The sequence below is a fragment of the Nocardia sp. NPDC059236 genome (assembly GCF_042754085.1).
Classification (GTDB): Bacteria; Actinomycetota; Actinomycetes; order Mycobacteriales; family Mycobacteriaceae; genus Nocardia.
This window is the reverse complement of the sequence record NZ_JBHZAF010000018.1, coordinates 14527-28971: the sequence shown is the minus strand read 5'-3', so window position 1 is coordinate 28971 and position 14445 is coordinate 14527. Positions and strand designations below refer to the sequence as shown.

The 14445-nt window shown below is 70.3% G+C and carries 14 protein-coding genes; 4 read left to right on the top strand and 10 right to left on the bottom strand.

What is annotated here, in order from left to right; genetic code table 11:
* Positions 1-26: 26 nt before the first annotated feature.
* Positions 27-920, bottom strand: coding sequence for a 4-hydroxy-tetrahydrodipicolinate synthase (dapA, locus tag ACFXIV_RS35610; RefSeq protein WP_379394702.1), 894 nt, complete (start codon positions 918-920; stop codon positions 27-29).
* 70 nt (positions 921-990) lie between these two features.
* On the opposite strand from dapA, the gene ACFXIV_RS35605 reads away from it, so the two are divergent.
* Positions 991-1866 carry a LysR family transcriptional regulator gene (locus tag ACFXIV_RS35605; protein ID WP_379394700.1) on the top strand — a complete coding sequence of 292 codons (876 nt, stop codon included), beginning with the start codon at positions 991-993 and terminating at the stop codon, positions 1864-1866.
* Between the two features lie 64 nt (positions 1867-1930).
* Here ACFXIV_RS35605 and ACFXIV_RS35600 read toward each other — a convergent pair whose 3' ends face one another.
* Positions 1931-3478 (bottom strand): NAD(P)H-hydrate dehydratase, encoded by a 1548-nt coding sequence (locus ACFXIV_RS35600; RefSeq protein WP_379394698.1) that lies wholly within the window; start codon positions 3476-3478, stop codon positions 1931-1933.
* Between the two features lie 117 nt (positions 3479-3595).
* Here ACFXIV_RS35600 and ACFXIV_RS35595 point away from each other — a divergent pair, with 117 nt between their 5' ends.
* Positions 3596-4021, top strand: coding sequence for a plastocyanin/azurin family copper-binding protein (locus tag ACFXIV_RS35595; protein ID WP_379394696.1), 426 nt, complete (start codon positions 3596-3598; stop codon positions 4019-4021).
* Between the two features lie 4 nt (positions 4022-4025).
* On the opposite strand, the gene glmS is transcribed toward ACFXIV_RS35595, so the two are convergent.
* The gene (gene glmS / locus ACFXIV_RS35590) at positions 4026-5894 is read right to left on the bottom strand and encodes a glutamine--fructose-6-phosphate transaminase (isomerizing) (RefSeq protein WP_379394694.1); all 1869 of its coding nucleotides are present in this window, start codon (positions 5892-5894) and stop codon (positions 4026-4028) included.
* A gap of 101 nt (positions 5895-5995) precedes the next feature.
* Here glmS and ACFXIV_RS35585 point away from each other — a divergent pair, with 101 nt between their 5' ends.
* Positions 5996-6859 carry a dienelactone hydrolase family protein gene (locus ACFXIV_RS35585; RefSeq protein ID WP_379394692.1) on the top strand — a complete coding sequence of 288 codons (864 nt, stop codon included), beginning with the start codon at positions 5996-5998 and terminating at the stop codon, positions 6857-6859.
* A gap of 253 nt (positions 6860-7112) precedes the next feature.
* On the opposite strand, the gene ACFXIV_RS35580 is transcribed toward ACFXIV_RS35585, so the two are convergent.
* The 4 genes from ACFXIV_RS35580 to ACFXIV_RS35565 all read right to left on the bottom strand — a co-directional run bounded on the left by ACFXIV_RS35580 (position 7113) and on the right by ACFXIV_RS35565 (position 10016).
* Entirely contained in the window at positions 7113-9029 is a 1917-nt protein-coding gene (locus ACFXIV_RS35580) for a hypothetical protein (protein WP_379394690.1), read from the bottom strand.
* A complete protein-coding gene (locus ACFXIV_RS35575) occupies positions 9026-9346 on the bottom strand; it encodes a hypothetical protein (protein ID WP_379394688.1) in 321 nt (106 codons plus the stop codon). Before ACFXIV_RS35575 ends, ACFXIV_RS35580 begins: the two co-directional genes overlap by 4 nt.
* 46 nt (positions 9347-9392) lie before the next feature.
* Complete coding sequence (locus tag ACFXIV_RS35570) at positions 9393-9704, bottom strand: DUF6802 family protein (RefSeq protein ID WP_364605403.1); 312 nt, start codon at positions 9702-9704, stop codon at positions 9393-9395.
* A 105-nt stretch (positions 9705-9809) separates the two neighbouring features.
* Complete coding sequence (locus tag ACFXIV_RS35565) at positions 9810-10016, bottom strand: PspC domain-containing protein (protein ID WP_354830341.1); 207 nt, start codon at positions 10014-10016, stop codon at positions 9810-9812.
* 117 nt (positions 10017-10133) lie between these two features.
* Here ACFXIV_RS35565 and ACFXIV_RS35560 point away from each other — a divergent pair, with 117 nt between their 5' ends.
* Positions 10134-11777 (top strand): ABC-F family ATP-binding cassette domain-containing protein, encoded by a 1644-nt coding sequence (locus tag ACFXIV_RS35560; protein WP_379394686.1) that lies wholly within the window; start codon positions 10134-10136, stop codon positions 11775-11777.
* A 49-nt stretch (positions 11778-11826) separates the two neighbouring features.
* Here ACFXIV_RS35560 and glmM read toward each other — a convergent pair whose 3' ends face one another.
* The 3 genes from glmM to rplM form a co-directional block, all read right to left on the bottom strand.
* A complete protein-coding gene (gene glmM / locus ACFXIV_RS35555) occupies positions 11827-13203 on the bottom strand; it encodes a phosphoglucosamine mutase (protein ID WP_379394684.1) in 1377 nt (458 codons plus the stop codon).
* Between the two features lie 229 nt (positions 13204-13432).
* Positions 13433-13948 (bottom strand): 30S ribosomal protein S9, encoded by a 516-nt coding sequence (rpsI, locus tag ACFXIV_RS35550; RefSeq protein WP_379394682.1) that lies wholly within the window; start codon positions 13946-13948, stop codon positions 13433-13435.
* Complete coding sequence (gene rplM, locus ACFXIV_RS35545; RefSeq protein WP_326309446.1) at positions 13945-14388, bottom strand: 50S ribosomal protein L13; 444 nt, start codon at positions 14386-14388, stop codon at positions 13945-13947. The genes rpsI and rplM overlap by 4 nt, the downstream gene beginning before the upstream one ends.
* Positions 14389-14445: the final 57 nt, after the last annotated feature.

Here is a 14445-nt window from a genome sequence, read left to right as displayed (position 1 = left end):
TGCCATTACGACCGCGGCGATTCGGATCACACCCGAATCCCGGCGGGCTGGCCGGGCAGGGCGGCCAGGGCCGTGGCGAGCGCCTCGCGGCTTGCCGGGAGCAGCGGCAGCCGGACGGCCGGGGTGGGGATGCGGCCCTGGGCGGCCAGAACCGCCTTCACGACAACGGGATTGGGTTCGGTGAACAGGGCGGCGGCCAGCGGAGCCAGGCGGTTGCCGAGTTCGCGGCCGGATTCCAGTTCGCCCCGGCGCCAGGCGGCGATCAGGTCGGCGTAGGCGGCGGGGGCGACATTGGCGCAGGCGAGAATCGCGCCCGACGCGCCCAGGGCCAGCAGCGGGGCGGCGTACAGATCGTCGCCCGCGAGCACCGAGGTGTGGTCGGGCACCCGGGACATGAAGCCGATCGTGGTGTCGTCGATGCCGCCCGCGGTGTATTTGAAGCCCGCGACATTCGGCAGTTCGGCCAGCCGGAGCAGGGTGTCGGCGCTGAGGGACAGGGCCGTGCGGTACGGGATGTGGTAGATCAGCAGCGGCACGGGGCTGGCGGCGGCGAGGGTCCGGAAATGTTCCACCACACCGGCTTCCGACGGACGCAAGTAGTAGGGGACGACCGCGAGGGCGGCGGTGGCGCGCGGGTCGAGGGCGGCGAGGGCGCGCGCTGAGTCGAGGGTCGTGTTGGAGCCCGCACCGACGATGAGGGTGGCGGCGCGCTCGCGGCAGACGTTCGCGCAGATGTCGATGACCCGGGCCTGCTCGGCCGCGGTCAGGGTGGCGGGTTCGCCGGTGGTGCCGAGCGCGACCAGGCCCGCCGCGCCCGCGTCGAGGACCTCGTGGGCGAGCGCTTCCAGGGCGTCGGCAGCCAGGTCGCCGTCGGCGGTGAAGGGCGTGACCAGGGGCACGTACAGGCCGGTGAATGTCATGTGACCAGGGTGATCGATGCCGGGCTTCAGGTCTATTTCACGTTTCTTCGCCCGAGCATAAGATCAGCTGATGCTGGATGTCCGCCGTCTGCGCCTGCTCCGCGAGCTCGCGCACCGCAAGACCATCGCCGCGGTCGCCGAAGCCCTGACCTACACGCCCTCGGCGGTGTCCCAGCAGCTCACCGCGCTGGAACGGGAGGCCGGGGTGCCGCTGCTGGAACGCACCGGGCGCAGCGTCACCCTCACGCCGGCGGCACTGCGGCTGGTCGAGCACACCGAGACCATCCTGTCCGTGCTGGAACAGGCCACCGCCGAACTCGCCTCCGCCCGGAACGAACTCACCGGCACCCTGCGCATCGGCGCGTTCCCGACCGCCGTGCACACCATCGTCTCCCCCGCGCTGGTGTCGCTGAGCCGCGACCATCCGCGGCTGGAACTGCTTGTCACCGAACTGGATCCGGCCGCCGCCCCAGCCGCCCTGCGGGCCGAGACCCTGGATATCGCGCTGCTGCAGGAGTACGACTACGTTCCCCTCGCACCCGAACCCGGGCTCGACACCGAGCCGCTGTTCGAGGAAACCATCCACCTGGCCGCCCGCGAGCCCGGACCGCTTGCCGCACAGTCCGATTCGCCGTGGATCGCGGGCACGCCCGGCACCCTCTGCCACGAGATGACGGTCCGCGCCTGTCTCGCCGCGGGATTCACCCCGCGCATCCGCCACCACGCCGATGACTTCGGCACCGTGCTGGCGCTCGTCGCCGCGGGCCAGGGCGTAGCACTCGTCCCCGACCTGGGCGCCCGCTCGACGCCCCCGGGCGTCACCCTCACCGCATTACCGGCCCGCCGCCGCACCCACCTCGCCTACCGCCGCGGCACCGGCGCCCATCCGATCGTCACGGCCGCGCGGACTGCCCTGCGGGCCGCCGCTACCGGTACGGCTGCGTGAAGTCGTCGGGATGGACGTCGCATACGGAATGGACTTCACCGCAAGGTCTTCCATGGCCGGAGGATCAGGCGGCGAGCTCCCGGAGGGTGCCGATGGCCTCGCGGACGTGGGAGAGCAACGGGGAGGCGGAGATCGGGGCTCCCGCGGACGTGGCTGCGTGGGCGGCGAGATTCGCGGCCAGGGAGTGGGCGCGGGCCGCGGCCGCGGCGGCCCAGGACGGGTGGAGGCCGCGGGCCAGCAGAGCGCCGACGATGCCGGACAGGACGTCACCGGAACCGGCGGTGGCGGCCCACGAGCCACCCGCCTCATTGACGAAGACCGGGACGCCCGGGCCCGCGATCAGGGTGGCGCGGCCCTTCAAAAGTACTGTCACCTGCCAGGATTCGGCGAGCTTGCGCACGGCGGCGACACGGTCGGGGCCGGGTTCGGCACCGGTCAGGCGGACGAATTCGCCGGCGTGCGGCGTGAGGACGGTCGGGGCGGCACGGCCGGTGACCAGACCGGGTTCGGCGGCGAGCAGGGTGAGGCCGTCGGCGTCCACCACCACGGGCAGGTCGGTGGCCAGGATCTCGGCCAGCCGATCGCGGGCGGCGGCGTCGGTGCCCGCGCCCGGGCCGAAGACCCAGGACTGGACCCGGCCGGTCGCGGAAATGGTCTCGGCGGCAATCACTTCCGGGAAGTGGGCGAGGACCTGTTCCGCGCCGGTGCCCGCGTAGCGCACCATGCCCGAGGTGGCAGCGATCGCGCCACCCGTGCTCAGCACGGCGGCGCCCGGATAGGTGCCGCTGCCCGCGCAGACGCCGGTGACACCCTGGGTGTACTTGTCGTCCGAGGGGCCCGGGACCGGCCAGCCCGCGCCGACCGCCCGCGGTTCCAGCGCGATGAGATTCGCCTCGGGCAGTCGTAATCCGATGGGCACCAGCTCGATTCGGCCGCAGTGCGGTGCGGCGAGCGCGTGCACCGGCTTGCGAGCGCCGAAGGTGACGGTGACGTCCGCGCGGACGGCCGGACCGGTCACGGCTCCGGTATCGGGATCGACGCCGGAGGGGAGGTCGGCGGCGATGATCGGACAGCGCACGCCCGCAACCAGTTCGGCCGCCACCGGGCGTAGCGGGCCACGACCGGAGATGCCGACGATGCCGTCCACCACCAGATCCGGCGCGCCCAGCAGCTGACCGACCCGATAGGGCACGGAGGTGCCGGTGTCGACGTGTTGGAGCAGCCCGAGCCGGGGCGGATCCGTTTCCCGCAGTTCCTCGGCGGTGGCGGAGACGGCGAGAATCCGCCCGCCCGCCCGGCGCAGGGCCGCCAGGCCCGCCGGGTGGGCGCGCTCCGGTACCAGCAGGACCGCCCGCACCGCGACCCCGCGCCGCCGCAGGAACGAGCCCGCCCACAGCGCGTCGCCGCCATTGTCGCCCGACCCGACCAGCAGGGTCACCGCGCGACCGGCGACGCCCCCGGTGCGTTCACGCAGCTCCCGCGCCACCACGTCGGCGAGGCCGAAGGCGGCCCGCCGCATGGGCATTCCCTCGGGAACCCTGGTGAACAGCTCGGCCTCCGCGGCCCGGACCTCGTCGGCCGTGTAGTACCCGCGCACCGCCGGTGCGGTCATGATCGCCTCCCGGATGTGATTGCCTGCGCTTCAGGAGACTACGCCTGGGGAGCCGCGGCGCAGGTCAGCGCGGTGCCCGCGAATGGCGCGCTATCGCCGGGTACTAACCTGGCTGGCATGTCGATCCGTCGCCAGTCGTCTTCGCGTGTCCTGCTTCTCGTCGCCGTCGTGGCCGGAGCGCTGGTGGCCGGGGGCTGCTCGTCGGAAAGCTCGAAGAGCGCGGCCACCTCGACCACGCCAGCTCCGGCCGCCTCCGCGACGGCCACCTCCACCGGTCCGGCGGTTGCCGCCGCGGTGACCGTCGAGGTGAAGGACATGAAGTTCTCCCCGGCCGACATCACCGTCAAGGCCGGGGACACCGTGACCTGGAAGTTCGACGACCGCGCCCCGCACGCCGTGCAGGGCATCGGCGATGTCGCGCTCGGGATCAACAGCCCGATCATCCACAAGGGCGAGTGGAGCCACACCTTCACCACGCCCGGCACCTACCGCTACCTGTGCCCGCTGCACCCGGACATGAAGGGCACGGTCACCGTCCAGTAGCCGGCTATTCGACCGTGACGGACTTGGCCAGGTTGCGCGGCTTGTCGACGTCGTAGCCGCGGGCCTGCGCCACCTCGGCGGCGAAGATCTGCAGTGGAACCGTGGACAGCAGCGGCTGGTACAGCGTTGGGGCCGACGGGATTTCGATCAGGTGGTCGGCGAACGGGCGCACGGTGTCGTCGCCCTCCTCGGCGATCACGATGGTGCGCGCACCGCGCGCCTGGATCTCCCGGATATTGCTGAGCAGCTTGGAGTGCAGCACCGCGCGGCCCTTCGGGGAGGGCATGACCACGAAGACCGGCAGCCCGTCCTCGATGAGGGCGATCGGGCCGTGCTTGAGCTCGCCCGCCGCGAAACCCTCGGCGTGCATGTAGGCCAGTTCCTTGAGCTTCAGCGCGCCCTCCAGGGCGACCGGGTAGCCGACATGGCGGCCCAGGAACAGCACGGTCGGGACGTGCGCGAACTGGCGGGCGATCTCCCGCACCCGGTCGGCCGACTCCAGCACCTGGGCAACGAGTTTCGGCATGGACTCCAGTTCGGCGAACTCGCGCGCCACCTCGTCCGGATACTTGGTGCCCCGCGCCTGCGCCAACGCCAGGCCGACCAGATAGTTGGCGGTGATCTGGGCCAGGAACGCCTTGGTCGAGGCCACGCCGATCTCCGGGCCGGTGCGGGTGTAGAGCACGGCGTCGGACTCGCGCGGGATCTGCGCGCCATTGGTATTGCAGATGGCCAGGACTCGCGCCTTCTGCTCCTTGGCGTGACGCACGGCCTCCAGCGTGTCGGCGGTCTCGCCGGACTGCGAGATGGCGACCACCAGGGTGGAGCGGTCCAGAACCGGGTCGCGGTAACGGAATTCGCTGGCCAGCTCGACCTCCACGGGCAGCCGGGTCCAGTGCTCGATGGCGTACTTGGCCAGCAGGCCCGCGTGATACGAACTGCCGCAGGCGACCACGAAGACCTTGTCGAACTCGCGCAGCTCCTGATCGGCCAGCCGCTGCTCGTCCAGAATGATCCGGCCGCCCGCGTAGTGGCCGATGAGAGTGTCGGCGACGCCGGCGGGCTGCTCCTGGATCTCCTTGAGCATGAAGTAGTCGTGGCCGCCCTTCTCGGCGGCGGCCAGATCCCAGTCGATGGTGAACGGGCGGAACCGGACACCGTCGGTCGCGCCGGTGAAGTCGGTGACCCGGTAGCCGTCGGCGGTGATGACCACGGCCTGGTCCTGGCCGAGTTCGACTGCCTCCCGGGTGTGTTCGATGAAGGCGGTCACGTCCGACGCGATGAACATCTCGCCCTGGCCGACACCCACCACCAGCGGGGTCGAGCGGCGGGCGGCCACGATGGTGCCCGGGTGGTCGGCGTGCGAGAAGACCAGGGTGAACGCGCCCTCCAGGCGGCGCACCACCGCGAGCGCGGAGGCGACGAAATCACCGGCGGTGTCCCCGGCCGCGTAGGCGCGGGCCACCAGGTGCACCGCCACCTCGGTGTCGGTGTCGCTGCCCAGCTCGACGCCCGCCGCCTCCAGCTCGCGGCGCAGCGGGGCGAAGTTCTCGATGATGCCGTTGTGCACCACAGCGACCCGGCCCGTGCCATCGCGATGCGGGTGGGCATTGCGATCGGTCGGCGCGCCGTGCGTGGCCCAGCGGGTGTGACCCATGCCGGTCGATCCGGCGAATCGGTCCCGGCCGGTCTCGGCGAGCTCCGCCTCCAGATTGGCCAGGCGCCCGGCCTTGCGCTCCACCGCGAGGCCGCCCGCGCCGTTCAGGATCGCCACTCCCGCGGAGTCGTAACCTCGATATTCCATGCGGCGCAACGCATCGACCACCACGCCGAGCGCATCCCGGTACCCCACATACCCCACGATTCCGCACATGGCCCCCTAGCCTAATGGGGTAGCCGCGCCGGACATATCCGAGTCGATGTCCGACCGGGCGAAACGCCCCAAGCCCGCCGCCATCGGATAGGTTCTAGACCGTGTCGGCGTCTGTGAAATCGCTCCTGAGCACTCTGACCCTGCGTGGCCCGCACGAGGTGCTGCGCGGGAATCTCGGCATCGCCGGGCTGCCCGGCGTGGTGTACACGCCCGGGAAGGGACTCAACCTGCCCGCGGTGGCGTTCGGGCACGGGTGGCTGACCGGGGTCGGCAACTACCGCCGACTGCTGGAGCACCTGGCCTCCTGGGGTTATGTCGCCGCGGCGCCCGACACCGAGCGCGGACCCATCCCCTCGCACCTGAACCTCGCGACGGATCTGCTGACCACCCTCGACATCTGCGCCGGGGTGCGGCTGGGCGCGGGCAATGTCAGCGTGGATCCGAAGCGGCTGACCCTGGCCGGGCACGGCATGGGTGCGGGCGCGGCCGTCATCGCCGCCTCCCAGCGCGACGTCGCCGCCGTCGCGGCTCTGTACCCGTCCCCCACCGCGCCCTCCGCCGAGGCCCTGGCCCCCAAGATCGACGCTCCGGCCCTGATCCTGGCCGGCGCCACCGATATCGACTCGGTCAGCTCCGACGCCATCCCGCTGGCCGCCGCCTGGGGCGAGGGCGCGATCCTGCGCTCGCTCGACAAGGCCGGCCACAACGGCATGATCGAGGGCCGCCGCGCTCTGGCCGCCCTCGGCGCCGGCAAACACGAACCCAAAACCGAACGCCTCACCCGAGCCCTCCTGGTCGGCTATCTCAACTACACCGTCCTCGGCGACAAGAAGTACAAGCCCTTCGCCGACCCCGAAGCCGCCCTCCCCCACACCCAGCTCGTGGACCCCAACGCCATCGAGGAAGAGACCGAGCAGCCCCAGAAACTCCCGGTCCTCCAACTTATCCAGGCCCTCCGCAAGTAACCCGGGGCGGTCGGCGCACGCTCGGCTCGAGCGATTCTGCGGGCGGCCTCGAGCGATTCTGGGGGCGGCACAGCCGGTTCCCGCGCTGGGGCGCTCGACGCCTCCCTCGGCACTCTCCGCCAGTCTGTCCGGACTCCCCAGCGCGGGAACCGGATTCACGGGCGCGCCGAGCGACCGGGTCCCCGCTTACGGCAGCGCAGGGTGCCGGGACCGGTGCTCGCGCGGAGTCCATACAGCACCGGCCGGACGACGATTACGGCGCGAGAGGTTCGGTGGTCTCGGGTATTTCGAGACCTCCCTCCGGGATCTCCAGCGGCGTGTGCGGCTCCGCTGACCAGGGCGTGGCTTCGGCGAGTGGCGCGTCGGATCCGGGTGGACCCGTAGCTGTTGGCGGCACGGGGTTTTCGAGCAGGTGCGCGCGCCCGGGCGGCTGGTCGGTTGACACGGGCGGGGTCGGCGGCGCGCAACCGCCCGCAGTCTGGTCCGGAGTGGGATCGGGGGTGGGCGGCTGGGTGCAGCCCGGCGGCGCACCGTCCCCGGCGGTGGGTGTAGGCGGAACCTCTGGCGGCGCAGACTGATTCGGGGTGGGGTCGGGGCAGGGATTCGGTGGAGCGATCGGCGGGTCAGGAACTGGGCAGGTGCGGGGTACGCAGTCTGGACCGGGCGTTACGCCGCCATCTGTCGTGGGTGGCGCGTCCGCCTGGGTGGGTGGGGTCGGGTCCGGGTGGGCATCACTGGCGGGTGCGGTGGGGGTGTGGGCCGGGTCGCCGGTGGTGAGGACGGGGGTGCCGTTCTGATCGAAAGACAGTGTGTAGGTGTTGGTTCGGCCCGATTCATCGGTCACGGCGAGGGTCAGGTCGCCGGTGGGGGTGCGTTCGAGGACGAAATGCTTACCGGACAGGTCGAATTCGAGCGGGCCAGACGGGAGTGCTTGGTTCTCCGAGTGATCCGGCTCGGGCTTGGGATCGGTTGCTGCCTCGGGTTCACCGGGCGATGGTGACGTCCGGCCCGTGAGGGAGTCGAGCTTCTCGATGGCGGCGGAAATGCCCTGCTGGAGGCCCTTTTCGAGTTGGGTGAGAGTGTCTTTCAAAGTCCGGCCGAACTGGTCGGACCGCTGCTCGCCCAGGTCCGGGACTGCTGCGGTACCAGTGTCTGCCGAGCCCGCGGAACCGTCGGGCTCCGCACCGCTGAGGTCCGCAGCGCCGGCCGGTTGTGTCTCGGCGGCCGGTGCAGTGGAACCCGCTCGGCCAGGCAGGGATTCCGGTGGGACGGTATACGGCTGGGCTCGATCCGGAGACTGCGGCTGGGCCGGGTCGGGTGTGGTTGCCCCACCCGATGACGGCGGGTATCCAGGCGGGACGACCGGTTGCGACGGCTGGGGGTGCAATGTTGGCGGCGTTGTCGCTGGGTACGACTGCGACGCTGGAAGAGGCTGGGTCGTGGGAATACTCGGGGCCGGGTTCTCCTCGGGCCGGGGCAGCAGGGCTTGGGCAGGTTGCGGATAGGGATGGTCGATGACCTGGGCCAGGGCCGTGGCGATGGTGCGGTAGTGGGATTCGAAGGTCTCGTTGGTGGCGGCGCAGGCGGCGCTGAAGGCCGCGAGTTTGTGATCGACGTCGGCACGGAACGTTCCGGTGAGCCAGGGGTCGGTGGTGTCGAGGGCTTCGATGTCGTCCGGGGTTCTGCCGTCGATGGCGAGGCGGCCCTCGCCGTCCGGAGTGGGTTCGAGCAGGGCGAGGGTGTGTTCGGCCTTGGTGAGGACCGAGTCGCGGAGGGGGTCCAGGGCTGCGGCGATGGCGGTGGAGGCGGTGCGGATGGTATCGAGATCGTCGCGGGCCTGGCGCAGTTGGGAATTCACGATGGTGAGTGCCTCGGTGCCGGTGGCGCCGGTCCAGGCGGTCGGCAGGGTTTGCGCGATGGCCCGGTGCGACGACCAACGCGACTCCGCATCCGTGAGCGCTCTGTCCAGTTCGGTTCGGGCGGTGTCGAATTCGATGAGATCCGCGCCTCGCTGCTCGTCGTAGCGGGCATAGAGGTCGGCGAGGCCGAGCCCCTCCGGTGCGCCGAATACCTTGGTGTACAGGGGCAGAAAGTATTCCCAGTACTGGAGGCCGGGCGCACCGTAGTCGAGAATCTGGTCGACGCTCTTGCCGGTGGGGTCGAGGCTCATCGACCCACCCGCGTGAGTGCGGTGGCGTATTCACGGTCCAGGCGCGCGTATTCGGTGGCGGCGCGGTCGAATACCTCGGCGGTGGCGGAGGCCGCCGCGCCCCAGTACCGCAGGCAGGCGGCCGCGCGCTCGAAGCCCTGGTGCACGGCAATGCCCTGCGCGGAATAGTTCCGCCCGGCTTCGTCCCTGCCGATGCCGAAGGCATGTTCGCCGACCGTACGGGCATGCTGCCCCAGGGCCGCCGCATTGTCGCGCAAGGTGGTGGCCCCGTCGCGCAGGGCCGCGATGCGCACGCCGAAATCGCCGGATTCACTCATTGCTCCCCCTCGAATCCCGATGCCGTAAAAACCCCCGCCGCCCCGGCTATGTGCCGCCGAGGTGTCCTACGTCCATCCGCACCCACTCGGTGGTGCCGTCCGGATTGTGGTGGAACTCCCAGGCCGAGAAGTCCCCGCCGCTGTCCACCACGGTCACATGATCGGCGTAGCCGTCGTGATCCAGATCCGTCCACACCTGCATGGCGTGATCGGTGCTGGTGGTCACGGTGTCCAGCAGGCCGTCACCATCGAGATCCTGCGTGGGGTGCGATAACTCGACCGCGCCGAGCCCGCCGAGCTCCGTATGCGCGTCGAGATCCGGCAGCTCCAATCCGGGCAGATCACCCGATGTGACCATAATGTGCACTCCTCCGCTGTGACGTGGCTCTCATCCTGTCACTTTGCCGAGGCACCCGCATCACCCTCGATCACGAATGTGGACAACTCGCGGCCTGTGGACAACTCACTGCTTCGGGATCACGATCCACAGCGCGATGTAGATGAGGAACTGCGGCCCGGGCAGCAGGCAGGACGCCACGAACAGGGCGCGAACGAGGTTGGCGTTCCAGCCGAAGTACTGGGCGAGGCCGCCGCACACGCCGCCGATCCACTTGTCGTTGGCGGAGCGGGTCAGTCGCTTGGGGGCCGGAGTCGGAAACTGTGTCGTCATGTCTCCCACTGTGCCCAGTTCGATCTCGGCCCACATCGGTCGCGCGCCCCAATACGACCCTGAACTTTCCGAGGGCCGGAGTCAGGGTGCCACCCCGAACACGGCAGAATCGCCCTGGTGAGCACCACTCTGCATGCGCGCGGCCTGGCCGCCGGACACGGTGAGCGGATTCTGTTCTCCGACCTGGACCTGATCCTCGCCCCGGGCGACGTGATCGGGCTGGTCGGGGTGAACGGCGCCGGGAAGTCCACCCTGCTGCGCACGCTCGCCGACGGTCGCGCCCACGAGGGCGAGATCGTGCTGAGCCCGCCCGACGCCACCGTCGGCTACCTGGCCCAGGAACCCGAGCGCCTGGCCGGGGAGACCGTGCTCGAATTCCTGCGCCGCCGTACCGGTGTGGCCGCCGCCCAGCAGCTCATGGACGCCGCCGCCGAACGCCTCGCCGACGGCGGCGACGACGAGTACTCCCCCGCCCTGGAGCGCTGGCTCGCCCTCGGCGGCGCGGACCTGGAACAGCGCGCCGAGGAGGTGGCCGCCGATCTCGGCCTGGCCGAGAGCCTCCCGCACGGCCTCGACACCCCCATGACCGTGCTCTCCGGCGGTCAGGCCGCACGCGCCGGGCTGGCCTCGGTCCTGTTGTCGCGCTTCGACATCCTGCTGCTCGACGAGCCGACCAATGATCTGGATCTCGACGGCCTGGCCCGGCTCGAGCAGTTCGTGACCGGCGTCCGCGAGCCCCTCATGGTGATCAGCCACGACCGGGAGTTCCTGGCGCGCACCGTGAATCGCATCGTGGAACTGGATCTGGCCCAGCAGCAGGTCGGCGTCTACGACGGCAGTTACGAGTCCTACCTGGAGGAGCGGGCGATCGCGCGCCGGCACGCGCGCGAGGCCTACGACGAGTACGCCGACACCAGATCCGGTCTGGAAGCGCGCGCCAACATGCAGCGCAACTGGATGGAACACGGCGTCCGCAATGCCCGCCGCAAGTCGAAGGTGGACTCCGACAAGATGGGTCGCAAGGCCCGCGCGGAATCCACCGAGAAGCAGGCCGCCAAGGTCAAGCAGACTCTCAAACGCATCGAACGCCTGGACACGGTGGAGGAACCGCGCAAGGAGTGGGAGCTGCGCATGTCCATCGCCGCCGCCCCGCGCAGCGGCTCGGTGGTGGCGACCGTGTCGGGCGCCACCGTGAACCGCGGCGACTTCACCCTCGGACCGGTGACGGTCCAGGTGGATTGGGGCGACCGCATCGTGCTGACGGGCGCCAACGGTTCCGGCAAGTCCACGCTGCTGTCCCTGCTGCTCGGAAAGACGAAGCCGGACGGCGGATCCGCCGCCCTCGGCTCGGGCGTCGCGATCGGCGAGGTCGATCAGGCGCGCGGCCTGTTCCGCGGAACCGCCACCCTGGCCGACACTTTCAGCGCCCAGGTGCCCGACCGGAACGAGTCCGACGTCCGCACCCTGCTCGCCAAGTTCGGCCTGCGCGGCCCACATGTGCTGCGCCCCAACGACACTCTCTCCCCCGGCGAGCGCACCCGCGCCGCACTGGCCCTGCTCCAGGCCCGCGGCGTGAACCTGCTCGTCCTGGACGAGCCCACCAACCATCTGGACCTGCCCGCCATCGAGCAGCTGGAGCAGGCCGTCGAATCCTTCGAGGGCACAGTCCTCCTGGTCACCCACGACCGTCGCATGCTCGACAATGTCCGGGCCACCCGCCGCTGGCACATGGACGGCGGACAGCTCACCGAAACGCACTGACCCCGCGCTCCCGGCATGCGATTCGGCATGCCGGGGCGACCGGGGCTACTCAGACTGCGGCGACCAGCTTGGCGAGGTTGTCGGCCAGGTCATGCGCCTGGGTGGGGTCGGTCGCCTCCACCATGACACGGACCAGCTGTTCGGTTCCGCTGGGGCGCAACAGGATTCGGCCGGTATCGCCCAGCAGGCGCTCGGCTTCGGCGACGGCTTCCAACACCGACGGCGCGGCCGCGACCGCCGCCTTGTCGGTGACCGGGACGTTCACCAGCACCTGCGGGACGGTCTGCACGATGCTCGCCAATTCCGCCAGGCCACGGCCGGTTTCGGCCATGCGGGCCATCAGCTTCAGGCCGGTCAGGACGCCGTCGCCGGTGGTGCCGAAGCGAGGGAAGACCACGTGACCGGACTGCTCGCCGCCCAGGGTGTAGCCGCCCGCGCGCAGGTCCTCGAGGACATAGCGGTCGCCGACGGCGGTGGTGCGCATGGCGATTCCGGCCTCGCGCATGGCGATGTGCAGGCCGAGATTGCTCATGACGGTGGCGACCAGGGTGTTCTGCACCAGGTCACCGGAGTCCCGCATGGCCAGGGCGAGGATGGCCATGATGGCGTCGCCGTCGACGACCGCGCCGGTGGCGTCCACGGCCAGGCAGCGGTCGGCGTCGCCGTCGTGCGCGAGGCCGAGGTCCGCGCCGTGCTCGCGGACGGCGCGCTGGACCTGCTCCAGATGCGTGGAGCCACAGCCGTCATTGATGTTCAGGCCGTCGGGCTCGGCATTGATGGCGATGACCGTGGCGCCCGCCTCGCGGTAGGCGGTGGGCCCGACCTCGGAGGCCGCGCCGTTCGCGCAGTCCACCACGACGGTGAGCCCGCGCAGATCGCGGCCGGTGGCCTGGACCAGGTGCTCGACGTAGCGCTCGTGGGTGCCTTCCAGGCTGAAGCGGTCGTGCACGTCGTAGACGTGCCCACCGAGTCCGGGACGGCCGAGCACCCGTCCGATCGCGGCCCCGGTGGGGCGGGTGAAGGTGCCCGCGGCGATGAGCGCCTCGATGCGGTCCTCGATGGCGTCGTCCAGCTTGTGGCCACCCGCGGCGAAGATCTTGATGCCGTTGTCCGGCATGGGGTTGTGCGAGGCGGAGATCATGACGCCCAGGCAGGCGTCGTACAGGCCGGTCAGATAGGCGACGGCGGGTGTCGGCAGCACGCCGACCGACAGCACGTCCACACCGGCGGCGGTGAGGCCCGCGGTGACGGCGGCCTCCAGCATCTCGCCGCTGGCGCGCGGGTCGCGGCCGACAACGGCCAGCGCGCGCTTCTTCCCCCGACTCAGAACCTGGGCGGCGGCAGCCGAAACCTGCAGCGCCAGTTCCGGACTCAAAGACTCATTGGCGAGCCCGCGCACACCGTCGGTGCCGAACAAACGTCCCATTACCTCAACACCCCTGCTGGTTCGGTCGATACAGCACGAGAGCAGGCTTCCGGCCCTCTCCCGGACTCTCGCACTCGGCCGCGTTCCGCGGCGGAGTGTGTCCAGGAAATAAGGGGCAACAGTTGTGAAAACCGTTGCGGGGAGCCTGCTCTCGTACAGGTTGCCGTGTAGACCGTACCGTGCCCGGCCCCCGGAAGGACTGGGCACGGTAGAGCCCGACGGCGCAATATCAGCGCTTCGAGTACTGAGGCGCCTTGCGGGCCTTCTTGAGGCCGTACTTCTTACGCTCGGTGGCACGCGGGTCACGGGTCAGGAAGCCGGCACGCTTGAGGGCGGGACGGTCCTCCGGGGTGACCTCGATGAGGGCACGCGCGATGGCGAGGCGCAGGGCGCCGGCCTGACCGGACGGGCCGCCGCCGACCAGGCGGGCGTGCACGTCGAAGGTCTCGGTGCGCTCGACGGTGACCAGCGGGGACTTCACCAGCTGCTGGTGCACCTTGTTCGGGAAGTAATCCTCGATGGTGCGGCCGTTCAGCACGAAGTTGCCGGAACCCGGCACCAGGCGCACGCGGACCACGGCCTCCTTGCGGCGGCCGACGGTCTGCACCGGGCGGTCGATGACGACCGGGGCGGAGAAGGTCTCGGCGTACTCGGCCTCGGCCTCGTAACCGTCACCCTCCTCGACGACCTCCACAGCGGTGTCCTCGACGACGTAGTCGTCGTTGAATTCCTCAGGAGCGGTCACTGGGCCACCTGCTTGATCTCGAAGGGGATGGGCTGCTGGGCGGCGTGCGGGTGGTTCGGGCCCGCGTAGACCTTCAGCTTGCGAATGATCTGGTTGCCCAGCTTGTTCTTCGGGATCATGCCCTTGACGGCGCGCTCGACCAGACGGTCGGGGCGGGTGTCCAGGATCTGGCCCACGGTACGACCCTTCAGACCACCGGGGTGGCCGGAGTGGGTGTAGAGGACCTTGTCCTCACGCTTGTTGCCGGAGACGGCGACCTTGTCCGCGTTGATGATGATGACGAAATCGCCACCATCCACGTTCGGGGCGTAGGTCGGCTTGGTCTTGCCGCGCAGCAGGTTGGCAGCCTGCACGGAAAGACGGCCGAGCACTACGTCAGTGGCGTCGATGACGTACCACTTGCGGGTCACGTCACCGCCCTTGGGGCTGTACGTAGGCACAGTGCATCCCTGTCTGTCGTAGGTTTTGCCAGCCAAGCGTGAGGTCGAGCTGATTCC

What these genes read in the sequence shown, in the direction of transcription:
- dapA (WP_379394702.1), bottom strand. Translation starts at nt 920, where the DNA reads ATGACATTCACCGGCCTGTACGTGCCCCTGGTCACGCCCTTCACCGCC.
- ACFXIV_RS35605 (WP_379394700.1), top strand. Translation starts at nt 991, where the DNA reads ATGCTGGATGTCCGCCGTCTGCGCCTGCTCCGCGAGCTCGCGCACCGC.
- ACFXIV_RS35600 (WP_379394698.1), bottom strand. Translation starts at nt 3,478, where the DNA reads ATGACCGCACCGGCGGTGCGCGGGTACTACACGGCCGACGAGGTCCGG.
- ACFXIV_RS35595 (WP_379394696.1), top strand. Translation starts at nt 3,596, where the DNA reads ATGTCGATCCGTCGCCAGTCGTCTTCGCGTGTCCTGCTTCTCGTCGCC.
- glmS (WP_379394694.1), bottom strand. Translation starts at nt 5,894, where the DNA reads ATGTGCGGAATCGTGGGGTATGTGGGGTACCGGGATGCGCTCGGCGTG.
- ACFXIV_RS35580 (WP_379394690.1), bottom strand. Translation starts at nt 9,029, where the DNA reads ATGAGCCTCGACCCCACCGGCAAGAGCGTCGACCAGATTCTCGACTAC.
- ACFXIV_RS35575 (WP_379394688.1), bottom strand. Translation starts at nt 9,346, where the DNA reads ATGAGTGAATCCGGCGATTTCGGCGTGCGCATCGCGGCCCTGCGCGAC.
- ACFXIV_RS35570 (WP_364605403.1), bottom strand. Translation starts at nt 9,704, where the DNA reads ATGGTCACATCGGGTGATCTGCCCGGATTGGAGCTGCCGGATCTCGAC.
- ACFXIV_RS35565 (WP_354830341.1), bottom strand. Translation starts at nt 10,016, where the DNA reads ATGACGACACAGTTTCCGACTCCGGCCCCCAAGCGACTGACCCGCTCC.
- glmM (WP_379394684.1), bottom strand. Translation starts at nt 13,203, where the DNA reads ATGGGACGTTTGTTCGGCACCGACGGTGTGCGCGGGCTCGCCAATGAG.